The sequence below is a fragment of the Ramlibacter sp. P4_H7 genome (assembly GCF_056400765.1).
In genome coordinates, this window is sequence record NZ_JBFUKP010000026.1 from 36,372 (window position 1) to 55,721 (window position 19,350).

Below are 19,350 nucleotides of genomic sequence, written 5' to 3' on the forward strand. Positions count from 1 at the left end.
CTTGTCGGGACATCAATCCACCGGTTGTTCGGCGGCGAAGCTGCTCGCCTTGGGCGGCCGCACCTTGGCGATCACGCGCGAGATCAGCGGCCATGCCAGCAGCAGCAGCGCCAGGCCGGTGATGGTGCCCACCAGCGGGTTGGACACCATGATCGACAGGTCGCCCTGCGACACCAGCATGGCCTGGCGGAACGAGTCCTCCGCCTTGTCGCCCAGCACCAGCGCCAGCACCAGCGGCGCGAGCGGGTAGTCGAGCTTCTTGAAGACGTAGCCGACCACGCCGAACAGCATCATCAGCCACACGTCCAGCATGGCGTTGTGCACGGTGTAGGCTCCGATCGCGCAGATCACCACGATCACCGGGGCGATGATGGAGAACGGAATGCGCAGGATCGATGCGAACAGCGGCACGGTGGTCAGCACGACGATCAGGCCGGCCAGGTTGCCCAGGTACATGGAGGCGATCAGGCCCCACACGAAGTCCTTCTGCTCGACGAAGAGCAGGGGACCGGGCTGCAGGCCCCAGATCAGCAGGCCGCCCAGCAGCACGGCCGCGGTCGGCGAGCCGGGAATGCCCAGCGCGAGCATCGGCAGCAGGGCGCTGGTGCCGGCCGCGTGCGCCGCGGTTTCGGGAGCGATCACGCCTTCGATCTGGCCGGTGCCGAACTTGGCGCCGTCCTTGGACATCTTCTTGGCCAGGCCGTAGCTCATGAACGAGGCCGGCGTGGCGCCGCCGGGGGTGATGCCCATCCAGATGCCCACGAGCGAGCTGCGGATCGACGTCATCCAGTAGCGCGGCAGCTGCTTCCAGGTCTCGAACACCACCTTGGGGTTGATGCGCGCCGACTTGCCGGAGAAGGCCAGGCCTTCTTCCATCGACAGCAGGATCTCGCCGATGCCGAACAGGCCGATCACCGCGATCAGGAAGTCGAAGCCGCGCATCAGCTCCTCGATGCCGAAGGTGAGGCGCAGCTGGCCGGTGACCGTGTCCATGCCCACCGCGGCGAGCGCGAAGCCGATCGCCATGGAAGCCAGGATCTTGAACGGGGAGCCCTTGCCCATGCCCACGAAGCTGCAGAAGGTGAGCAGGTAGACCGCGAAGAATTCGGGCGGGCCGAACTTCAGCGCGAACTTGGCCACCAGCGGCGCCAGGAAGGTGATCATCACCACCGCGACGAAGGCGCCCACGAAGGACGAGGTGAAGGCCGCCGTCAGGGCCTGGCCCGCCTGGCCCTTTTGCGCCATCGGGTAGCCGTCGAAGGTGGTGGCCACCGACCAGGGCTCGCCGGGGATGTTGAACAGCACCGAGGTGATCGCGCCGCCGAACAGCGCGCCCCAGTAGATGCAGGACAGCATAATGATCGCCGAGGTGGGCGACATCGTGAAGGTCAGGGGCAGCAGGATCGCGACGCCGTTGGCGCCGCCGAGTCCGGGCAGCACGCCGATGAGCACGCCGAGCGTGATGCCCACCAGCATGAGGAGCAGGTTCATCGGCGTCAGGATGACGCTGAAGCCGTGGAACAGTGCGCTGAGTTCGGTCATGGCTGAGAGTGGCTTTCGAAGCGGCTTAGTAGCCGAGGAAGGCGAGGGGGTCCAGCCAGCCCTTGGCGAGCGGCACCTTGAACCAGACTTCGAACATCAGGAAGAACACGACCGAGATGGTGATCGCCAGCGCGACGCTCTTAGCCTTGTTGTACTTGCCCAGGATGATCATGAAGCCGGCGATGTAGACCGCGGACGCGATGTACATGCCCAGCACCTGGATCGCGCCGACGAACACGATGGCGGGCAGCAGCACCGCCAGCACGCGGCGGATCTGCTCGCCGTCCACGAAGATGTCGTGGTTGCGCTTCTTGCCCAGCAGCGACTGGTACAGCACGCCCGCGCCGGAGATGCACAGGATGATGCCGATGTAGAAGGGGAAGTAGCCCGCGCCGGGACCGTCGCTGGTCCAGCCGGAGCCGAGCTTGCGGCTGCCAAACAGCACCAGCGCGCCCATCAGGAGCACCAGGGCGGCGACGGCGGCCTCGACGGCGAAGGTGGGAACGCCCGTGCGCTCTTCGGCCCCGGGCTCTTGGGTGGTATCCATCTGGGGAGGTCTCCTGCCGGTGCGGCCGGCACTGTTGGAATGGGAAGCGGAGAAGAACGAGCCGGAGAAGGCAACACGCCCCGCGAGGGGGGCGTGTCCGGTCGATTTACTTGGCCAGGAAGCCGGCGTCCTTCATCAGCTCGCGGTGCTGCATCTCCGCCTTGCCGAGCCAGCCGGTGAAGGCTTCACCGTCCATGTAGGTCTGGTTGAACGCGCCCTTCTCCATGTAGTCCTTCCACTCGGGGGTGGCGCGCACCTTCTTCAGCAGGTCCGTGTAGAAGGCGACCTGGTCCTTGCTCACGCCCGGGGGCATGAAGATGCCGCGCAGCATCGTGTACTCGGTGGGGATGCCCGATTCCTTGCACGTCGGGATGTCCTGCCAGGACTGCTTGTCCGTGATCTTGTTCGGGTAGGGCATGCGCTTCTCGTCGAACACGCACAGCGCCCGCAGCTGGCCGGCGCGCCATTGCGCCACCGCCTCGATCGGGTTGTTCACCGTGGAGTCCACGTGCTTGCCCACCAGCTGCACGGCCACTTCGCCGCCGCCTTTGAACGGGATGTAGATGAACTTGGCGCCGGTCGCCTTCTCGATGCCGACGGTGAGGATCTGGTCTTCCTGCTTGGAGCCGGTGCCGCCCATCTTCATCTTGCTCGGGCCCGCGGCCTTGACCGCGTCGACGTACTGCTTGGCGTTCTGGTAGGGCGTCTCGGCGTTGACCCACAGCACGAAGTTGTCCAGCGCCATCATCGACACCGGGGTCATGTCGCGCCAGTTGAAGGGCACGCCCGTGGCAAGCGGCGTGGTGAACAGGTTGGACAGGGTCACGACGATCTTGTGCGGATCGGCCTTGGCGTTCTTGACGTCGAGGAAGCCCTCGGCGCCCGCGCCGCCGGACTTGTTGACCACCACCAGCGGCTGCTTCATCAGGCTGTGCTTGACGACCACGCCCTGGATCAGGCGGGCCATCTGGTCGGCGCCGCCGCCGGTGCCGGCGGGCACGACGAACTCGACGGGCTTGGTGGGTTCCCACGCCGCGTGGGCGAGCGGGGCGGCCAGCATGGCGGCCGTCGAAAGCACGGTCGCGGCGGCGACCGACATCCGGGTTTTCAGGGTGGTGAGTCTCACGCGTTGTCTCCTGTTGTGTCGCCTCGCCCGCGCCATCTGTCCGTCGATGGCGTTCATCGCGAGACCGCAGCGGATGGTCCAACCAACGGGGCCTGATCTCTCTTGACTGCGGTCAATTTTTCGGAAGTCCGAACCGCTTCTAGGGTTAATCCCGACCGGTACGTACGCCTGCTGCAGACGAGGGCTGAACGTTCACATCGAGGGGGGGATTGCGCATCCGTAGCAGTACGTACGAACGTGAGAACGCGTCCCGTGGGCGCACGGGACGCGTGATGTGCTTGCGGATCAGCGCCGGCCCTGCACGGGCTCGCGCGCATGCTCGACGGCGTTCACCAGGAAGTCCGCGTCGTAGGCGCGCAGCAGGTGCGGCTGTTCCCGTTCCAGCCAGGCGCGCAGGTCGTCGCGATTACCGCCCACCTCGTGCCAGGCGCGGCTGAGGTCGAGCTCTTCGTCGGCGGAATAGGTGTCCTTGCCCATGCTTGTCTCCTTGTCGATGGGAGTCACTGTAGGCAGCCGGTACGATTAATGATAGTGAAAGTATTTGATGGTTTCCATCAGTCATCCACTATGATCGGCGCGCCATGAAAAACGCCACCCTGCGCCAGCTCAAGGTCTTCGAGGCGGTCGCGCGCCATCGCAGCTTTTCGAGGGCGGCCGAAGAGCTGCACCTCACGCAACCCGCCGTGTCCACGCAGGTCGCCAAGCTCGAGGAGCACGCGGGCCTGCCGCTGTTCGAGCAGCTGGGCAAGAAGATCCACCTCACCCCGGCGGGCGTCCAGATGCTGACGTCGAGCCGCGAGATCATCCAGAAGTTCCAGGAAGCCGAAGAGGTCATGGCCCAGTTCAAGGGCGTGTCGGGCGGCCGCCTGAATGTCTCGGTGATCAGCGCCGGCGACTACTTCTTCCCGCGCCTGCTGGTGGACTTCGCGCAGCGCCATGCCGGCGTGACGCTCAACTTCGGCGTGTGCAACCGCGAGGAGCTGCTCACGCAGATGAAGGAGAACGTGACCGACCTGGCGGTGATGGTGCGCCCGCCCGAGGACGAGGACACGGTGGCGGAGCCGTTCGCGCCCCACCCTTACGTGATCGTCGCGGCGCCCACGCACCCGCTCGCGCGCACGGCGCGCATCCCGGTGTACCGCATCATCCGCGAGCCGTTCGTCGTGCGCGAGAAGGGATCGGACACCTGGAACTCGATGGTCGACGCCTTCGGCACCAACCTGCCGGGGCTGAACATCGCGATGCAGATCCGCAGCACCGAGACGATCAAGCAGGCGGTGATCGCCGGCATGGGCGTGAGCTTCCTGTCCGCCCACACCATCAGCCGCGAGCTGCAGTCCGGCGCGCTCACGGTGCTGGACGTGCAGGGCTTCCCGCTGATGCTGAACTGGTACGTGGTGCACCGGCGCACCAAGCGCCTGCCGCCGGTGGCGCAGGCCTTCAAGAACTTCCTGCTGGCCGACGGCGCCCGGCTGATCGACCAGGCGCTGGGCATGCGCAGCGCTACGCGGGCCGCACCCAGGACTGCCAGTCGGTCGAAATAGCCCAGCCGCGCTGGCGCGCGAACTCGCCGGCGCCCAGCTTGCCGGCGCCCTCGGGTCGCAGCTTCAGGATCTCGATCAGGCCGCCCTGCGCCCAGATCACGATGGCGTCCTCCGTCACCCCCGCGACGTCGCCGGGCCGGTGGCCGCGCGAGACGAAGCGGCCGACCACGTGCTTGCGGCAGTCGTACACGCGCACCTTCACGCCGTCGAGGAACATCCACGCGCCCGGCGCCGGGTTGCAGGCGCGAATGAGGTTGTAGATCGTGTCCACGTGACCGGGCCAGTGGATCTCGCACTCCTCGTCGTGCATCCAGCCCTCGTAGGTGGCTTCGTGCTCGTCCTGCACGCGCTCACGGTGCGCCCCCGCCATCACGATGTCCGTGGCTTCCAGCAGCGCCTGCACGCCCAGCGGGAACAGCTTGTTGAAGTACACCTCGCCCAGCGTGTCGTCGGGCGCGATGGGGCAGGTCTTCTGCAGGATCACCGGTCCTTCGTCCAGGCCGTCGGTGGGCCGGAAGATCGTGAGGCCCGTCTCCCGGCGCCCGAGCGCGATCGGCCAGCTGATCGACGAAGGGCCGCGGTGCAGCGGCAGCAGCGACGGGTGGTACTGGATCGTGCCGTGCCGGGGAATGTTCACGAACGACTGCGGCGCGAACTGCAGCACGTAGGCCATGATGCCGATGTCCGCGTCCAGCGATCGCATCGCGGCCTCGGCTTCGGGGGCGCGCAGGCTGGCGAAGGTGAACACCTGCAGGCCCAGCGCCTGCGCGCCGGCCTTCAGTGCGTCCGGCTTGGTGCCGGGCTTGTCCGGCACGCAGAACACGCCGGCGATGGTGTCGCCGCGGGCGATGAAGGCTTCCAGGACGGCCTTGCCGAATTCCTGTTGGCCGATAAAGGCGATGCGGGCCATGTTGCTCCTTAACTTTGAAAAGTCGCCCAGGGGCGACTTTTCAAAGTTGTTCAATCAGTGCGAAGAGGACCGGCGAAGCCGGATCCTCTTCCCAAGCGGGACTGCGCTGCATGATATTCCGCGCAGTCCACGCGGCGTGCGCCGGAGCGCCCGCCTCCAGAAATCTCCTCAGCGCAGCAGGAAGTACGCCGCGAGCCCATACAGCACCAGCGCGAACACCTTCTTCAGCGGCTGGATGTCCATGCGGTGCGCCGTGCGCGCGCCCAGCGGCGCCATCAGCATGCTGGCCGCGGAGATGAACACCAGCCCGGGCAGGTACAGGTAGCCGACGGATCCGGGCGGCATCCGTGGCAGCCCGAGGCCCGCGTAGATGTAGCCCGCTGTGCCTGCCACGGCAATGGGGAATCCCAGCGCGGAGGACGTGCCGACGGCGTCGTGGATCTTGATGTTGCACCAGGTCATGAAGGGCACCGAGACGAAGGCGCCGCCCGCGCCCACCAGGGACGACAGCAGGCCGATGACGCCGCCCACGCCGAAGGTGGCGAGCGGCCCGGGCAGGGTGCGGCTCGGCTCCGGCTTGCGGTTCAGGAACATCTGCGTGGCGGAGAAAGCCACGAACACCGCGAACAGCACGCCCAGCACTTTCCCCGGCAACACGTGCGCGATCTGCGCTCCGAGCAGCGAGCCGACCAGGATCCCCGGCGCCAGCACCTTCACCACCGGCCACAGCACCGCGCCGCGCCGGTCGTGGGCGCGCACGGAAGCGAGCGAGGTGAAGCAGATCGTGGCGAGCGAGGTCGCCACCGCCATCTTGACGGTGTAGTCCGGCGGGTAGCCCTTGGACGTGAGGATCATGGTCACGAAGGGCACCATGATCATGCCGCCGCCGATGCCCAGCAGGCCGGCGAGGAAGCCGGTGCAGGTGCCGATCAGGAGGAGTTCGAGAACCAGCTGGGGGTCCAGGAAGGACGACATCGTTGGAGTTGTTGGCCGGGGGCCGGAGCGCGGGCCCGCATTGTCGCAGGCCGCGCAAAAGGAACGGGCTGCCATGGGCAGCCCGTGCAAGAGGTGTCTACAGCGCCACCGAGCCGCATCCTGAACCGGGGTTCAGGTGGGCGAGGTCAGCTTCGGCGTTGGGATCATCTGACGCGAGATGTTCACGCTCGCCGGGCGATGTTCCAAGCCCTTGCTCAATGAGCATTGGTTCAAGGAAATATAAAGCCCGATACGCACTGCAGACGAATCCATTCTAGGCCGCAAAACGGCGCGTTGTGCAAGGAAGATGTGAAGTCATCGATGATTTTGCGGGCTTGACAAAACCGCGCGAAACTGAACCGTGGAATGCGTCGCGCGCGAACGCGCGGTGCATGCTCAGAGCAGGCGGCCGTCGTCCCCGAGCGCCTGGTCCAGGCGGACCATCAGTTGCGCGAGGCGCACGTCGTCGGCGAGGTTGCGCACGCCGGTGAGCGTGGGGTCGCCGTTGACGAAGCTCGCTGCCTGCAGCTGCTGCGTGGCGTTGCGTTCGGCGTCGAACGCGAGATTGAGCGCGGCGAGCACGGCGATGCGGTCGCGCGCCTTCACCTTGCCGGCATCGCGGATGCGGCACATGGCGGTGTCGACCTTTTCCACGGCTTCGAGCAGGCGCTGTTCGCCGCCTTCGGGGCAGCCGAGCAGGTAGCTCTGGCCCATGATCTGGACTTCCAGCTGCTTCATGCGGGCGTATTGAGGTCGGGCAGGCGTTCGAGCAAGGCGTCGACACGCGAACGGGCCGCGGACAGGCGCGACTTGAGCGAGTCGCGTTCCTGCGTGAGCTGCTCCACCTGCGCGACCAGCAGCGCGTTGGTGCGCTGCAGTTCCTCGTAGCGCACGAGCAGTCGCTCGACGCGTTCGACGAGGGGGTCGATGGGGGAGCCGCTGGCCATGGCGCGAATTGTAGGGTTTTGTTAATCCGGCAGCTTTAGAATCGGCGCGTTGGTGCTCGCGGTGTGGTTCACATGCCGCAGTTCAACGGGAAGCAGGAGGCCCTGCGCGCACCAGCGCGCAAGCCAACCTGCGCTGCCCCCGCAACGGTAAGCGGAGGTGCATCGCGCCAGAGGCGCAGCGGTCTCGAAGGGTGCATTGCGCGCATGCGCAGCACCAGAGAACCGCTGCACCTCCGGCGCGATGCATCACTTCCATCCTCGCACAGCCACTGGGGCCGCCTGAAACAGCGGCCCTGGGAAGGCGATGGAAGTTCTTCCGCCAGCCCGGATACCGGCCAACGAGGTGGCCGTGCGCTCGCAAGGCGCGCGGCCGTGATCGCCCAATTTCGCCGGCGGGGAAGCCGGTGCGGGCAAATCTGTTTCCGGCTCCATTCATGACTTCCAACGTGCCCTCGCTGCGCGCGCCCGCCTGCCTCCTGGCAGCCGTCGCCACGCTGTCCGCCACTTCCGCCCTCGCGCAATCCCCCACGCTGAAGGAGACCGTCGTCCGCGCGACGCGCTTCGCCGAACCGGCGGCCTCGCTGCCGCTGGGCGTCAGCGTGATCACCGCCGACGAGATCCGCGCCAGTGGCGCCACCACCGTCAACGACGCGCTCGTGCGCCTGCTGGGCGTGCCCGGCCGGCAGGACCTGTTCAACGGCGGCGACACCAGCGTCGACCTGCGCGGCTTCGGCGTCACCGCCGACAACAACCAGGTCGTCATCCTCGACGGCCTGCGCCTGACCGAGGCCGACCTGGGCGGCACGCGCATGGCCGGCATCCCGATCGATTCGATCGAGCGCATCGAGGTGCTGCGCGGCAGCGGCGCCGTGCTGTACGGCGAGGGCGCCACCGGCGGCGTCATCGTGATCACCACCAGGTCGGGCTCCGGCAAGCAGCAGGCGAGCGGCGCCACTCTCTACGGCGGGGTGGGCAGCGACGGCCTGCGCGACCTGCGCGCCAGCGGCGTCGTCAGCACCCCTGGCGGCTTCACGCTGGACGCGCACGCGCAGCAGCGCAAGAGCGACGGTTACCGCGCCAACCAGGCCTCGGAGCTGAACGCGGGTGACGTGTCGGGCCAATGGTCCAACGGCTCGGTGCGGCTGGGCGCCCGCGTCGCGCAGGACGACCTGGACGCACGCCTGCCGGGAGCGCTGAGCACGGCGCAGTACCAGGCCGATCCGTCGCAGGCAAGCCGTCCCAACGACTTCGCCAGCATCCGCAACGAACGCGCCTCCGTGTTCGCGCAGGCGGAAGTGGGCAGCTGGCAGCTGGCCTTCGATGCCGGGCAGCGCGACAAGAAGCTGCGCAGCATGAACAGCGGCTTCCCCTTCGACTACGACGTGGACGCCACGTCGTACGCGCTGCGGGCACGCGAGGAGGTGGCCGTCGGCACGGCGAAGAACATCCTGGTGCTGGGCACCGACTACAACGACTGGCGCCGCAACGTGCTGGGCGCCTTCGGCTCCGTGGCCAACCAGCAGTCGCGCGCCTGGTACGCGAAGGATGACATCGTGCTGCAGGGCGGAACGCGCTTCTCGCTGGGCGCGCGCACCGAGCGCATCGAGAAGGACGAGAGCTCGTCGGGCACGGCGCTGGACGACCGCGAGCACGCCTGGGAGCTCGGCGTGAGCCATCCGTTCGCGGCCGGCTGGACCGGCTATGCGCGCGTGGGCCGCAGCTTCCGGCTGGCGAACGTGGACGAGTTCAGCTTCACGCAGCCGGGCGTCATCCTGCAGCCACAGGTCTCGCGCGACACCGAGTTCGGTACGCGCTGGGACTACGCCAGCGGCAACGTGCAGGCGCGGCTGTACCGCAGCGCGCTGACCAACGAGATCGGCTTCGATCCCAACGCGGTCGGCTCCTTCGGCTTCTTCGGCGCCAACGTCAATTTCGACCCGACGCGCCGGCAGGGGCTGGAGCTGGACTGGAGCCACGCGGTCAGCGCCAGCGTCACCACGCGGGTGAACGCGGTCGTGCGCAAGGCGACCTTCCGCTCCGGCCCGTACGACGGCAAGGACGTGCCGCTGGTGCCGCGCCAGACGCTGGCGCTGCGGGGCGACTGGGTGCCGGTCGCCGGCCACCGCATCAACGCCGGCCTGAACTGGGTATCGTCGCAGCATCCGGATTTCAACAATGCCTGCAAGATCCCCTCGTACACCACGGCCGACGCCCGCTACGCCTGGCAGTTCCACCGCAACGCGGAGCTGGGGGTCGGCGTGACCAACCTGTTCGACCGCAACTACTACACGCAGGCCTTCGGCTGCGCGGGCACGCAGACCACCGCGATCTATCCGGAAGCAGGGCGCCAGTTCAACGCCTCGCTGCGCGTGCAGTTCTAGGAGCGCCGCCAGTGATCGCCATTCCGCGCGGACCGCGCCGCATCGTCTGCCTCACCGAGGAGACGACGGAATGGCTGTACCTGCTGGGCGAGGAGGCGCGCATCGTCGGCATCTCCGGCTACACGGTGCGGCCGCGCCGCGCCCGCGAGGAGAAACCCAAGGTGAGCGCCTTCCTCAGCGCGAAGATCGACCGGATCCTCGCGCTGCGGCCGGACTGCGTGTTCGGCTTTTCCGACCTGCAGGCGGACATCGCCGCCCAGCTGGTCAGGCAGGGCGTGCAGGTGACCATCTTCAACCAGCGCAGCGTGGAGGAGATCTTCGCCATGCTGTACCAGGTGGCGGCCATGGTGGGCCGTGCCGACGAAGGCCTGCGGCTGCTGGAAGGCATGCGCGAGCGCCTGCTGGCGATCGAGGCCGCGGCGCGCGCGCTGCCGCGGCGGCCGCGCGTGTTCTTCGAGGAGTGGGACGAGCCGCACATCAGCGGCATCCGCTGGGTGTCGGAGCTGCTGGGCATCGCCGGCGGTGACGACATCTTTCCCGAACTGGCGCTGCAGCCGCTGGGCAAGGACCGCATCGTCGCCGACGGCGCCGAGATCGTGCGGCGCAATCCGGACATCGTGATCGGCTCCTGGTGCGGCAAGAAGTTCCGCCCCGAGAAGGTAGCTGCGCGCCCGGGCTGGGCGCAGGTGAACGCCGTCCGCGACGGCCAGCTGTTCGAGATCAAGTCGGCCGACATCCTGCAGCCCGGTCCCGCCGCGCTCACCGACGGCGTGGAGCAGATGCACCGCATCGTGAGTGCGTGGAGTGCGGCGCATGGCTAGGCTGCTGCTGCTCCTGTTGCTGTGGGTCGGTGCGGCGTCGGCGCAGCCGCTGACGGTCACCGACGAGCGCGGCGTCGCGGTGCGCTTCGACCAGCCGCCGCAGCGCATCGTCTCCCTGCTGCCTTCCCTGACGGAATTCGTGTGCGCGCTGGGCGCCTGCGACCGCCTGGTCGGCGTGGACGACTATTCCAACCATCCGGCGCCGGTGAAGGCGGTGCCCCGCGTCGGCGGCATGGAGGATGCGCGGGTGGAGACCATCGTCGCGCTCAAGCCGGACCTGGTGCTGGTGCCGCAGTCCTCGCGCGCGCTGGAGCGCCTGCAGTCGCTGGGGCTGAAGGTGTTCGTGGCGGAGCCGCGCACCCTGGCCGACGTGGAACGGGTGCTGCGCCTGCTGGGCCCCGTGCTCGGCGCCCGCGACGGCGCGCAGGTGTGGCGCGAGGTGGAAGAGGGCGTGGCGGCCGCCGCGCGCGAACTGCCGCCGGCGCTGCGCGGCACCCGCGTCTACTTCGAGGTCAGCACCGCGCCCTATGCCGCCGGCGAAGCGTCCTTTATCGGCGAGCTGCTGGCGCGCATCGGCGCACGCAACATCGTGCCGGCGTCGCTGGGGCCGTTTCCCAAGCTCAATCCCGAATTCGTGGTGCGCGCCGATCCCGACGTGATCATGCTGGCGGAGGACGAGCCCGCGGCCCGCATCGAGGGCCGGCCCGGCTGGCAGCGCATGCGCGCCGTGCGCGCCGGCCGGGTGTGCGCCTTCGACGCCGCGCAGCGCGACGTGCTGGTGCGCGCCGGCCCCGGCATGGCGGAGGCCGCCCGGCTGATGGTGCAGTGCCTCAAGGGACAGTGGCCCAGCGGGGTCCAGCGATGAGCGCCGCGACCCGTCCCCCCGTGGTGGTGCTGGCCTGGCTGCTGGCGGCCAGCGCCGGCCTGCTCGCACTGGGGCTCGCGGTGGGCAGCATGGGCTGGGAGCCGCTGGTGGACCCGACCGGTGCGGGCCTCACCATCGTGTGGGAGATCCGCCTTCCCCGCACGCTGGGTGCCTGGACCGCCGGCGCGCTGCTCGGCCTGGCCGGCGCGGTGGCGCAGGGGCTGTTCCGCAATCCGCTGGCCGATCCCTACCTCCTGGGCAGCGCCACCGGTGCGGCCTTCGGCGTGGCCCTGCTGCTGGTGCTGCTCGGCGCGGCGCCGGCGGCCGCGGCCACCTGGGCTGCACGCATCGGCCTTACCGGTGCGGCCTTTCTCGGCGCGCTGGGCGCGGTCGCGGTCACGCTCACGCTCGCGCGCGGGGTGCAGCACACCACGCGGCTGCTGCTGTCGGGGGTGATCGTGGGCATGGTGTTCGGCGCGCTGGCGGCGCTGGCCATGTTCCTCGCGCCGGAGCTGCTGCGCAGCATGCAGGCCTTCCTGCTCGGCACCACCGGTTTCCTGGGCTGGCCTTCCACCGTGGTGCTGGCGCTGGTGCTCGCCGTCGCCGGCGTGGTGGCCGTGCTGTGCAGCCGCGCCCTCGATGCGCTGGCGCTGGGCGAGACCACGGCCGCGAGCCTGGGCGTGGCGCTCGGCCCGGTGCGCCTGCTGCTGGTGGCGGCGATGGCGCTGGCGACCGGTGCGGCCGTGGCGCACGTGGGCCTGGTCGCCTTCATCGGCCTCATGGCGCCGCACCTGGTGCGCGCCCTGTGCAAGCCGACGCACCGCTGGCTGCTGCCGCTGGCGGCGCTGGCGGGCGGTGCGCTGCTGCTGGCGGCCGACGTGCTGTCCCGCTGGCTGCTGGCGCCGCGCGAGCTGCCGGTGGGCGTGGTCACCGCGGTGCTGGGCGGCGGCTACCTGCTGGTGCTGATGCAGCGGAGGACCCGGTGAACGCCGCGCTCGCCTGCACCGGCCTGCGCGTGACGCTGGGCGATCGCCTGGTGCTGCACGACATCGCGCTGGAGTTGCCCGCGGGCCGCTGGACCGCGATCGCCGGCCCCAACGGTGCGGGCAAGACGACGCTGCTCAAGGCGCTGGCGCACCTGCTGCCCTGCACCGGGCAGGTCTCGGTCCTCGGCAAGGCCGCATCGGCCTGGAGTGCGCGCGAGCGGGCGCTGGCGATCGCCTGGCTGGGGCAGGGCGAGCCGGGCGCGGAAGACCTGCTGGCCGAGGACGTGGTGATGCTGGGGCGACTGCCGCACCAGGACTGGCTGGGCGTGCCCAGCGCGCAGGACCATGCGGCGGTGCTGGCGGCCATGGAGGAAACGCAGAGCGAGGCCTTCCGGGGCCGGCCGCTGGGCAGCCTGTCGGGCGGAGAGCGCCAGCGGGTGCTGCTGGCGCGCGCGCTGGCGGTGCACGCGCCCATCCTGCTGATGGACGAGCCGCTCTCGCACCTGGACCCGCCGCACCAGGCCGACTGGCTGGCCATCGTGCGCCGCCACGTCGCGCTCGGCGGCACGGCGGTGAGCGTGCTGCACGAGATCGGCATGGCGCTGCAGGCCGACGACCTGCTGCTGCTGCGCGACGGGCAGGTGGCCCACCACGGCGCCACCGCCGACGAGGCCACCCACCGCGCCGTGGAGGCGGTGTTCGACCAGCGCCTGCAGGTGCACGCGGTGGCCGGCCGCTGGGTCGCGCTGCCGCGGGAGGCGGCACCGGCATGAGCCGCGCGGCTGCTCCGAAGGCACATGGCACCGCAGTCCGCGAGCCGGAGGTGCTGGCGTGACCGCGCCCTGCGTCATGGTGCTGGGCACCAGCAGCGGCGCCGGCAAGAGCTGGCTGGCCACGGCCTTGTGCCGCTGGTACGCGCGCCAGGGCCTGCGCGTGGCGCCCTTCAAGGCGCAGAACATGAGCAACAACGCGCGGGTGGTGGCCGGTCAGGATGGCGAGCTGGGCGAGATCGGCAGCGCGCAGTACTTCCAGGCCCTGGCCGCGCGCGCGGAGCCCGACGTGCGCATGAACCCGGTGCTGCTCAAGCCCGAGCGCGACACCCACAGCCAGGTGGTGGTGCTGGGCCAGGTGGACCCGGTGCTCACCAACACGCCCTGGCGCGAGCGCAGCGCGCTCGTGTGGCCGCGCGTGCGCGATGCGCTGGAGGCGCTGCGTGCCGAGAACGACGTGGTGGTGATCGAGGGCGCGGGGTCGCCGGCGGAGATCAACCTGCGCGACAGCGACTACGTGAACCTGCGCGTGGCGCTGCATGCGCAGGCGCGCTGCCTGCTGGTGACCGACATCGACCGCGGCGGCGCCTTCGCCCACCTGTACGGCACCTGGGCGCTGCTGGCGCCGGACGAGCGCGCGCTGCTGCGCGGCTTCGTGCTCAATCGCTTTCGCGGCGACGCGGCGCTGCTCGCTCCGGCGCCGGAACAGCTCGAACGGCTCACCGGCGTACCCACCGTCGCCACCCTGCCCATGGTGTGGCACCACGGCCTGCCGGAAGAAGACGGCCCGCACGACGAGCGCGCCGCCGCCGCCGGCGAGGTGCGCCTGACCATCGCCGTCGTCGCCTATCCCCGCATCAGCAACCTCGACGAGTTCCAGCCGCTGCGCAACATCCCCGGCGTGCGCCTGCGCTGGGTGCGCACGCCGGCGGAACTGGCCGGCGCCGACTGGGTGATCCTGCCCGGTTCCAAGCACACGCAGGGCGATCTCGACTGGCTGCGGCGCCAGGGCCTGGCCGGTGCCGTGGCCTCGTTCGCCGAAGGCGGCGGCCGGGTGCTGGGCATCTGCGGCGGCCTGCAGATGCTGGGCGAGGCGCTGGTCGACCCGCAGGACATCGCCGGCAACATGCCGGGGCTGGGCCTGCTGCCGCTGGTGACGCAGTTCGAGGCGCGCAAGACGGTGCGGCACGCCTCGCACGCTTTCGGTGCCATGGCCGGCCCCTGGGCCGTGCTGTCCGGCGTGACCGTGGACGGCTACGAGATCCACCAGGGGCAGACCGCGCAGCATGCCGGCATGGCGCCGGGACGGACCGTGCTGCCGGCGAACCTGGGGTGGCAGAACGCCGCGGGCAATGTGCTGGGCGTGTACCTGCACGGGCTGTTCGAGCAGCCGGCGGTGCTGCAGGCGCTGTTCGGTGCGGCCGCGCCGACGCTGGACACCGTGTTCGACCGGCTCGCCGACGTCGCGGACCGCCATTTCGCTCCCGGCTTCCTGCCTGGACTCATCGCCTGCTAGGGGGAAACGCCGCCCTGCGACCGGTTGCCCTTGCCGGCGGTTGCGGTCCATACTCGGCCCAGCCGCGGCACGGGGCCACGGCATGTCTTGGGGGCCTTGCCATGTACAAGAAGATCCTGCTGGCCTATGACGGCTCCGACGCCGGACAGAAGGCCTTGCTCGACTGCCGCGACCTCGCGCAATGGAGCCAGTCGGAACTGCACCTGGTGGCCGTGATGCCATCGGCCATGAGCTTCGTGGGCCTCGAAGGCGGCGTCTACGACGTCGAACTCGAGGAGCGCGAGAAGCGCAAGTACCGCGGCGTCCTCGACGACGGCCTGCGCCGCCTGAGCGAATCCGGCTTCACCGCGCGCGGCGAGGTGGTCACCGGCGAGGCGATCGACGAGATCACCAAGTACGCGCGCCGCATCGCCGCCGACCTGATCATCGTCGGCCACAAGCACCTGGACAGCTGGGCGGCGCGCTGGTGGCGCGGCTCCATCTCCGGGGCGCTGATCGAGCACGCGCCCTGCAGCGTGCTGGTCGTCATCACGCCCTGACCGTTTTGCTGCGGGCCATGCGCTTCACCTCCGGCCCGGGCCGGAGGCCCGACCCTTCCGCCTCGCGCGACACCTACCGCGGGCGGGCGGAGCGCTACGACCTGGAGCTCGCCCCGTTCGAGCCGCTGCGCGCGAAGGCGATCGCCCAGCTCGCGCCGCCGGCCGGTGCGACGGTGCTGGACATCGGCTGCGGCACCGGCCTGAGCTTCGAGCCGCTGCTCGAATGCATCGGCCCCACCGGCCGCATCGTCGGCGTCGATCCGTCGCCCGACATGCTGGCGCGCGCGCGCAGCCGCATCGCCTGCCACGGCTGGAGCAACGTCGCGGTGATGGAAGCGACCGCCGCTTCCGCCCACCTGCAGGGACACGCCGACGCGGCGCTGTTCCACTTCACCCACGACGTGCTGCGCAATGCCCGGGCGCTGGACCACGTGATGGCGCACCTGAAGCCGGGCGCGCCCGTGGTCGCGAGCGGGCTGCAATGGGCGCCTGCCTGGCTGCTGCCCACCAACGCGTTCGTGCTCGGCGCCGCGCTCTATTCGGTGACCACGCTCGAAGGGCTGGACCAGCCCTGGACCCTGCTCGCCGAGCGGCTGCAGGGCTTCGAGGTGCGCAGCTTCCCCTGGGTTGGCCTCTACATCGCGGGCGGTCACGTCGGTTAACCTCGCGGGCATGTTCATGCCCGCATCGCTGCGCCGCCGTGCGCTGCTCCTGGTCGCAATCGCCCTGGCCGGCTGCGCTGGCGTCACGTCCGCGCCGCCGCCAGGAGGCCGGCCGAAACTGGTGGTGCTGTTCGTCGTCGACGGCCTGCCGCAGCGCCAGGTGGAGGCCTACCGCGACCAGCTCGCGCCCGACGGCCTGGCGCGCTTCCTGGAGCGCGGCGCCGCCTTCAGCCAGGCGCACTACGGCTACGCCTTCACCGTCACGGCGGCCGGCCACGCCACCGTGCTGAGCGGCGCCTATCCGCACCGCAGCGGCATCATCGGCAACGAATGGCTGGACGCCGCCACCGGCCAGCCCGTGTACTGCACCGGTGACACCGGCGCCAGCTACATCGGCAACAGGACGCAGCCGCTGGACGGCACCAGCCCGCGCAACCTGAAGGTGGAGACGGTGGGCGACGTGCTGCGTCGCGCCGACCCGCGCTCCAAGGTGATCGGCATCTCGGGCAAGGACCGCGGCGCGATCCTGCCCGCGGGCCGCACTGGCACCGCCTACATGTACATGGGCGGCAGCGGCCAGTTCGCCTCCACCACCTACTACATGCCGCAGCACCCGGCCTGGGTCAACGCCTTCAACGACGCGAAGCCGGCCGACCGCTACTTCAAGACCGAGTGGAAGCCGCTGCTGCCGGAGGCGGCCTACGCGCGCTCGCTGCCGGACAGCCAGCCCTGGTTCGGCCCGCGCGGCGGCAAGCTGCCGATGATGATGGGCACTGCGAACGACGACAAGCCGGGGCCGAACTACTACGCGGCGCTGCTGGCCAGCCCCTATGCCGACGCGCTGACGCTGGACTTCGCGCGGGCCGCCATCGCCGGCGAGCAGCTGGGCGCCGACGATGCGCCGGACATCCTGTCGATCAGCCTGTCCGGCCACGACTACGTCAACCACCGCTGGAGCGCCGAGTCGCGCCTGTCGCACGACCACCTGCTGCAGCTCGACCGCCTGCTGCAGGCCTTCTTCGCCGATCTCGACCGCACGGTGGGCCGCGACAACTACGTGGCCGTGCTCACGGCCGACCACGGCTTCATGCCCGCGCCCGAGGTGAGCCAGTCGCGAGGGTTGAGCGCCGGCCGGGTCGCCAGCGGGCCGATGCTGGCGGCCGTCAATGCCGCGCTGGAGCAGCGCCATGGCGCGCCCAAGCTGGCGCTGGGCATGTCCGCCTCCGCCATTCTGCTGGACCGCAAGCTGGTGGCGGCCCGCGGACTCGATGCCGAAGCGGTGGCGTTGACCGCCCGCGAGGCCTTGCTGGCGCAGCCGAACGTGGCGGCGGCGTACACGCGTGGCGAGCTGCAAAGCGGCAACCGCGCCGGCGCGCCGCTGTTCGAGCCGATGCGCAAGAGCTGGAACCGCGAGGTGTCCGGCGACGTCCAGTACGTGCTCAAGCCCAACTTCATGTTCGGCTCCAGCACCAGCATCGCCACCCACGGTTCGCCCTACGAGTACGACACGCACGTGCCGCTGCTGGTCTGGGGCCCGCGCTGGGTCCAGGCCGGCTCGGTCGCGCAGCGGGTGGAGGTGGCGGACATCGCGCCCACCCTCGCTCGGATGCTGGGCGTCGCGGCGCCGGCGGCCAGCGAAGGCCGGCCCTTGCCCCTGGCCGCCCCTTGACTCCGGTGCGGCAACCGCCCATCGCCAACTTCACACGCGCGCAACAATCGACACACGCCGCCGTTACGCGCAACGGCGAGGCTAGGACCGTGCGAGCACATCAGAAACCCGCCTACAGCGGGTCGCGCCGGGCACTGTCGGCCCGTTGAGCCAGCGGCAGGCAAGCTCTGCGATGGCTGAACTTGCGCACCTCCAGACGGAACAAGAAGGACCTTGATGCCCACACCCCCGCCGTCCGACCCGGCCGACGCCCCCCTGTCCCGCGAGACCGCCCTGCAGCCCGCGCCGCCGCCGCGCCGCAAGCTCAGTCGCCGCGCGTCCGTCATCGGCACGGCGATCGCGGTCGTGGTGGCGGCAGGCCTCGCCTGGCTGGCCTGGGACCTCACGCGGCCCGAGCAGCTGTCGGCCGTGCAGCGCGGCACCGGTGGCGGCGCCGGTGCAGGTGCAGGTGCACGGGCGGGCGGCGGCGCCGGCGGGCCCGGGGGCGCCGCCGGGGCGCGGGGTGCGACCACCGTCGGTTTCGCCGTCGCGGAGGCGGCCGACATCCCGGTCAACCTGGAAGCGCTCGGCACGGTGGCCCCGCAGGCGACCGTGCGCGTGCGTCCCCAGGTCAACGGCGTGCTGACCCAGGTGCTGTTCAAGGAAGGCCAGAACGTCAAGAAGGGACAGCTGCTCGCCCTGATCGATCCGCGCCCGTTCGAGATGGCGCTGCAGCAGGCGCTGGGCCAGCGCATGCGCGACGAGGCCCAGCTGGCCGCCGCCCGCGTGACGCTCGAGCGCTTCGAGACCCTGCTCAAGCAGGATTCGATCGCGCGCCAGGAGGTGGACACGCAGCGCGCCACCGTCAACCAGCTGGCCGCCACCGTGGTCGCCTCCAAGGCCAACGAAGGCACGGCGCGCCTGAACCTGTCGTACGCCCGGATCGTCGCGCCCATCGAGGGCCGGGTGGGCCTGCGCAACGTGGACGTCGGCAACCAGGTGAGCACGGGCGACACGAACGGCATCGCGGTCATCACCAAGATGTCGCCGATCGACGTGGAGTTCGCCATTCCGCAGGACCACGCGGCCTTCCTGCAGAACAACGCGGCGGCGTTCATGGAGGTCAAGGCCTTCGACCGCACCCGCACCGAGCTGCTGGACACCGGCGCGTTCGCCTCGCTGGACAACCAGATCGACACCCAGACCGGCACGGTGCGGGCCAAGGCGCGCTTCAACAACGCGCGCCAGCAGCTGTTTCCCAGCCAGTTCGTGAACGTGCAGCTGCGCATCCGCACGCTGCAGAACGCGGTCGTGGTGCCGGTGTCCGCGGTGCGCCAGAGCGGCAGCGGCGAGTACGTGTTCGTGCTGCAGGACGACCGCACGGTGAAGCTGCGGCCGGTGGTGCGCGGCCAGCCGGTGGGCGACCGCGTGCAGGTGGCCAGCGGCCTGCAGATCGGCGAGAAGGTGATCACCGAAGGCGCCGACCGCCTGCGCGACGGCGCCCGCGTGGTGCTGCCGGGCGACACGCCCCGCGGCGCCGGTGGTTCCGGCGGCGGCGGGCGGCGCCAGCG

Annotated in this window: 19 protein-coding genes and 1 riboswitch; of the genes, 11 read left to right on the plus strand and 8 right to left on the minus strand. The window is 70.1% G+C overall.

Annotated features, from left to right (window positions below; genetic code table 11):
- Positions 1 to 12 precede the first annotated feature (12 nt).
- From AC1DSA_RS24085 to AC1DSA_RS24100, 4 genes are all read right to left on the minus strand, one after another.
- Entirely contained in the window at positions 13 to 1,542 is a 1,530-nt protein-coding gene (locus AC1DSA_RS24085; RefSeq protein WP_477893438.1) for a tripartite tricarboxylate transporter permease, read from the minus strand.
- Positions 1,543 to 1,567: 25 nt separating this feature from the next.
- On the minus strand, positions 1,568 to 2,089 hold the full coding sequence (locus tag AC1DSA_RS24090) for a tripartite tricarboxylate transporter TctB family protein (protein WP_477893439.1): 522 nt from the start codon (positions 2,087 to 2,089) through the stop codon (positions 1,568 to 1,570).
- Between the two features lie 106 nt (positions 2,090 to 2,195).
- Complete coding sequence (locus AC1DSA_RS24095; protein ID WP_477893458.1) at positions 2,196 to 3,149, minus strand: Bug family tripartite tricarboxylate transporter substrate binding protein; 954 nt, start codon at positions 3,147 to 3,149, stop codon at positions 2,196 to 2,198.
- Positions 3,150 to 3,500: 351 nt separating this feature from the next.
- Positions 3,501 to 3,692 carry a hypothetical protein gene (locus tag AC1DSA_RS24100; RefSeq protein WP_477893440.1) on the minus strand — a complete coding sequence of 64 codons (192 nt, stop codon included), beginning with the start codon at positions 3,690 to 3,692 and terminating at the stop codon, positions 3,501 to 3,503.
- A gap of 104 nt (positions 3,693 to 3,796) precedes the next feature.
- On the opposite strand from AC1DSA_RS24100, the gene AC1DSA_RS24105 reads away from it, so the two are divergent.
- A complete protein-coding gene (locus AC1DSA_RS24105; protein ID WP_477893441.1) occupies positions 3,797 to 4,759 on the plus strand; it encodes a LysR family transcriptional regulator in 963 nt (320 codons plus the stop codon).
- Here AC1DSA_RS24105 and AC1DSA_RS24110 read toward each other — a convergent pair.
- The 4 genes from AC1DSA_RS24110 to zapB all read right to left on the minus strand — a co-directional run bounded on the left by AC1DSA_RS24110 (position 4,719) and on the right by zapB (position 7,591).
- Complete coding sequence (locus AC1DSA_RS24110; RefSeq protein WP_477893442.1) at positions 4,719 to 5,669, minus strand: methionyl-tRNA formyltransferase; 951 nt, start codon at positions 5,667 to 5,669, stop codon at positions 4,719 to 4,721. The two genes, AC1DSA_RS24105 and AC1DSA_RS24110, sit on opposite strands and share 41 nt — an antisense overlap.
- A gap of 168 nt (positions 5,670 to 5,837) precedes the next feature.
- A complete protein-coding gene (locus AC1DSA_RS24115) occupies positions 5,838 to 6,644 on the minus strand; it encodes a sulfite exporter TauE/SafE family protein (RefSeq protein WP_477893443.1) in 807 nt (268 codons plus the stop codon).
- Positions 6,645 to 7,040: 396 nt separating this feature from the next.
- Positions 7,041 to 7,382, minus strand: coding sequence for a cell division protein ZapA (locus tag AC1DSA_RS24120; protein ID WP_477893444.1), 342 nt, complete (start codon positions 7,380 to 7,382; stop codon positions 7,041 to 7,043).
- Entirely contained in the window at positions 7,379 to 7,591 is a 213-nt protein-coding gene (gene zapB, locus AC1DSA_RS24125) for a cell division protein ZapB (RefSeq protein WP_477893445.1), read from the minus strand. Before zapB ends, AC1DSA_RS24120 begins: the two co-directional genes overlap by 4 nt.
- Before the next feature lie 33 nt (positions 7,592 to 7,624).
- Positions 7,625 to 7,945: riboswitch (cobalamin riboswitch) on the plus strand.
- 80 nt (positions 7,946 to 8,025) lie between these two features.
- Here zapB and AC1DSA_RS24130 point away from each other — a divergent pair.
- The 10 genes from AC1DSA_RS24130 to AC1DSA_RS24175 form a co-directional block, all read left to right on the plus strand.
- Positions 8,026 to 9,972: a TonB-dependent receptor domain-containing protein gene (locus AC1DSA_RS24130; protein ID WP_477893446.1), complete on the plus strand. Its 1,947-nt coding sequence runs from the start codon at positions 8,026 to 8,028 to the stop codon at positions 9,970 to 9,972.
- Between the two features lie 11 nt (positions 9,973 to 9,983).
- Positions 9,984 to 10,793 carry a cobalamin-binding protein gene (locus AC1DSA_RS24135; RefSeq protein ID WP_477893447.1) on the plus strand — a complete coding sequence of 270 codons (810 nt, stop codon included), beginning with the start codon at positions 9,984 to 9,986 and terminating at the stop codon, positions 10,791 to 10,793.
- On the plus strand, positions 10,786 to 11,658 hold the full coding sequence (locus AC1DSA_RS24140; protein WP_477893448.1) for an ABC transporter substrate-binding protein: 873 nt from the start codon (positions 10,786 to 10,788) through the stop codon (positions 11,656 to 11,658). Before AC1DSA_RS24135 ends, AC1DSA_RS24140 begins: the two co-directional genes overlap by 8 nt.
- On the plus strand, positions 11,655 to 12,644 hold the full coding sequence (locus AC1DSA_RS24145; protein WP_477893449.1) for a FecCD family ABC transporter permease: 990 nt from the start codon (positions 11,655 to 11,657) through the stop codon (positions 12,642 to 12,644). Before AC1DSA_RS24140 ends, AC1DSA_RS24145 begins: the two co-directional genes overlap by 4 nt.
- The gene (locus AC1DSA_RS24150; protein WP_477893450.1) at positions 12,641 to 13,417 is read left to right on the plus strand and encodes an ABC transporter ATP-binding protein; all 777 of its coding nucleotides are present in this window, start codon (positions 12,641 to 12,643) and stop codon (positions 13,415 to 13,417) included. The genes AC1DSA_RS24145 and AC1DSA_RS24150 overlap by 4 nt, the downstream gene beginning before the upstream one ends.
- A 58-nt stretch (positions 13,418 to 13,475) precedes the next feature.
- Entirely contained in the window at positions 13,476 to 14,930 is a 1,455-nt protein-coding gene (locus AC1DSA_RS24155) for a cobyric acid synthase (protein ID WP_477893451.1), read from the plus strand.
- Positions 14,931 to 15,031: 101 nt separating this feature from the next.
- Positions 15,032 to 15,469 (plus strand): universal stress protein, encoded by a 438-nt coding sequence (locus AC1DSA_RS24160; protein WP_477893452.1) that lies wholly within the window; start codon positions 15,032 to 15,034, stop codon positions 15,467 to 15,469.
- A gap of 17 nt (positions 15,470 to 15,486) precedes the next feature.
- On the plus strand, positions 15,487 to 16,131 hold the full coding sequence (locus tag AC1DSA_RS24165; RefSeq protein WP_477893453.1) for a class I SAM-dependent methyltransferase: 645 nt from the start codon (positions 15,487 to 15,489) through the stop codon (positions 16,129 to 16,131).
- Between the two features lie 10 nt (positions 16,132 to 16,141).
- The gene (locus AC1DSA_RS24170; protein ID WP_477893454.1) at positions 16,142 to 17,800 is read left to right on the plus strand and encodes an alkaline phosphatase family protein; all 1,659 of its coding nucleotides are present in this window, start codon (positions 16,142 to 16,144) and stop codon (positions 17,798 to 17,800) included.
- A gap of 216 nt (positions 17,801 to 18,016) precedes the next feature.
- A partial coding sequence (locus tag AC1DSA_RS24175; RefSeq protein WP_477893455.1) for an efflux RND transporter periplasmic adaptor subunit occupies positions 18,017 to 19,350 on the plus strand: 1,334 nt, incomplete at its 3' end.

Coding starts and splice junctions, on each gene's coding strand:
- AC1DSA_RS24085 (WP_477893438.1), bottom strand. CDS start 1,542: ATGACCGAACTCAGCGCACTGTTCCACGGCTTCAGCGTCATCCTGACG.
- AC1DSA_RS24090 (WP_477893439.1), bottom strand. CDS start 2,089: ATGGATACCACCCAAGAGCCCGGGGCCGAAGAGCGCACGGGCGTTCCC.
- AC1DSA_RS24095 (WP_477893458.1), bottom strand. CDS start 3,149: ATGCTGGCCGCCCCGCTCGCCCACGCGGCGTGGGAACCCACCAAGCCC.
- AC1DSA_RS24100 (WP_477893440.1), bottom strand. CDS start 3,692: ATGGGCAAGGACACCTATTCCGCCGACGAAGAGCTCGACCTCAGCCGC.
- AC1DSA_RS24105 (WP_477893441.1), top strand. CDS start 3,797: ATGAAAAACGCCACCCTGCGCCAGCTCAAGGTCTTCGAGGCGGTCGCG.
- AC1DSA_RS24110 (WP_477893442.1), bottom strand. CDS start 5,669: ATGGCCCGCATCGCCTTTATCGGCCAACAGGAATTCGGCAAGGCCGTC.
- AC1DSA_RS24115 (WP_477893443.1), bottom strand. CDS start 6,644: ATGTCGTCCTTCCTGGACCCCCAGCTGGTTCTCGAACTCCTCCTGATC.
- AC1DSA_RS24120 (WP_477893444.1), bottom strand. CDS start 7,382: ATGAAGCAGCTGGAAGTCCAGATCATGGGCCAGAGCTACCTGCTCGGC.
- zapB (WP_477893445.1), bottom strand. CDS start 7,591: ATGGCCAGCGGCTCCCCCATCGACCCCCTCGTCGAACGCGTCGAGCGA.
- AC1DSA_RS24130 (WP_477893446.1), top strand. CDS start 8,026: ATGACTTCCAACGTGCCCTCGCTGCGCGCGCCCGCCTGCCTCCTGGCA.
- AC1DSA_RS24140 (WP_477893448.1), top strand. CDS start 10,786: ATGGCTAGGCTGCTGCTGCTCCTGTTGCTGTGGGTCGGTGCGGCGTCG.
- AC1DSA_RS24145 (WP_477893449.1), top strand. CDS start 11,655: ATGAGCGCCGCGACCCGTCCCCCCGTGGTGGTGCTGGCCTGGCTGCTG.
- AC1DSA_RS24160 (WP_477893452.1), top strand. CDS start 15,032: ATGTACAAGAAGATCCTGCTGGCCTATGACGGCTCCGACGCCGGACAG.
- AC1DSA_RS24165 (WP_477893453.1), top strand. CDS start 15,487: ATGCGCTTCACCTCCGGCCCGGGCCGGAGGCCCGACCCTTCCGCCTCG.
- AC1DSA_RS24170 (WP_477893454.1), top strand. CDS start 16,142: ATGTTCATGCCCGCATCGCTGCGCCGCCGTGCGCTGCTCCTGGTCGCA.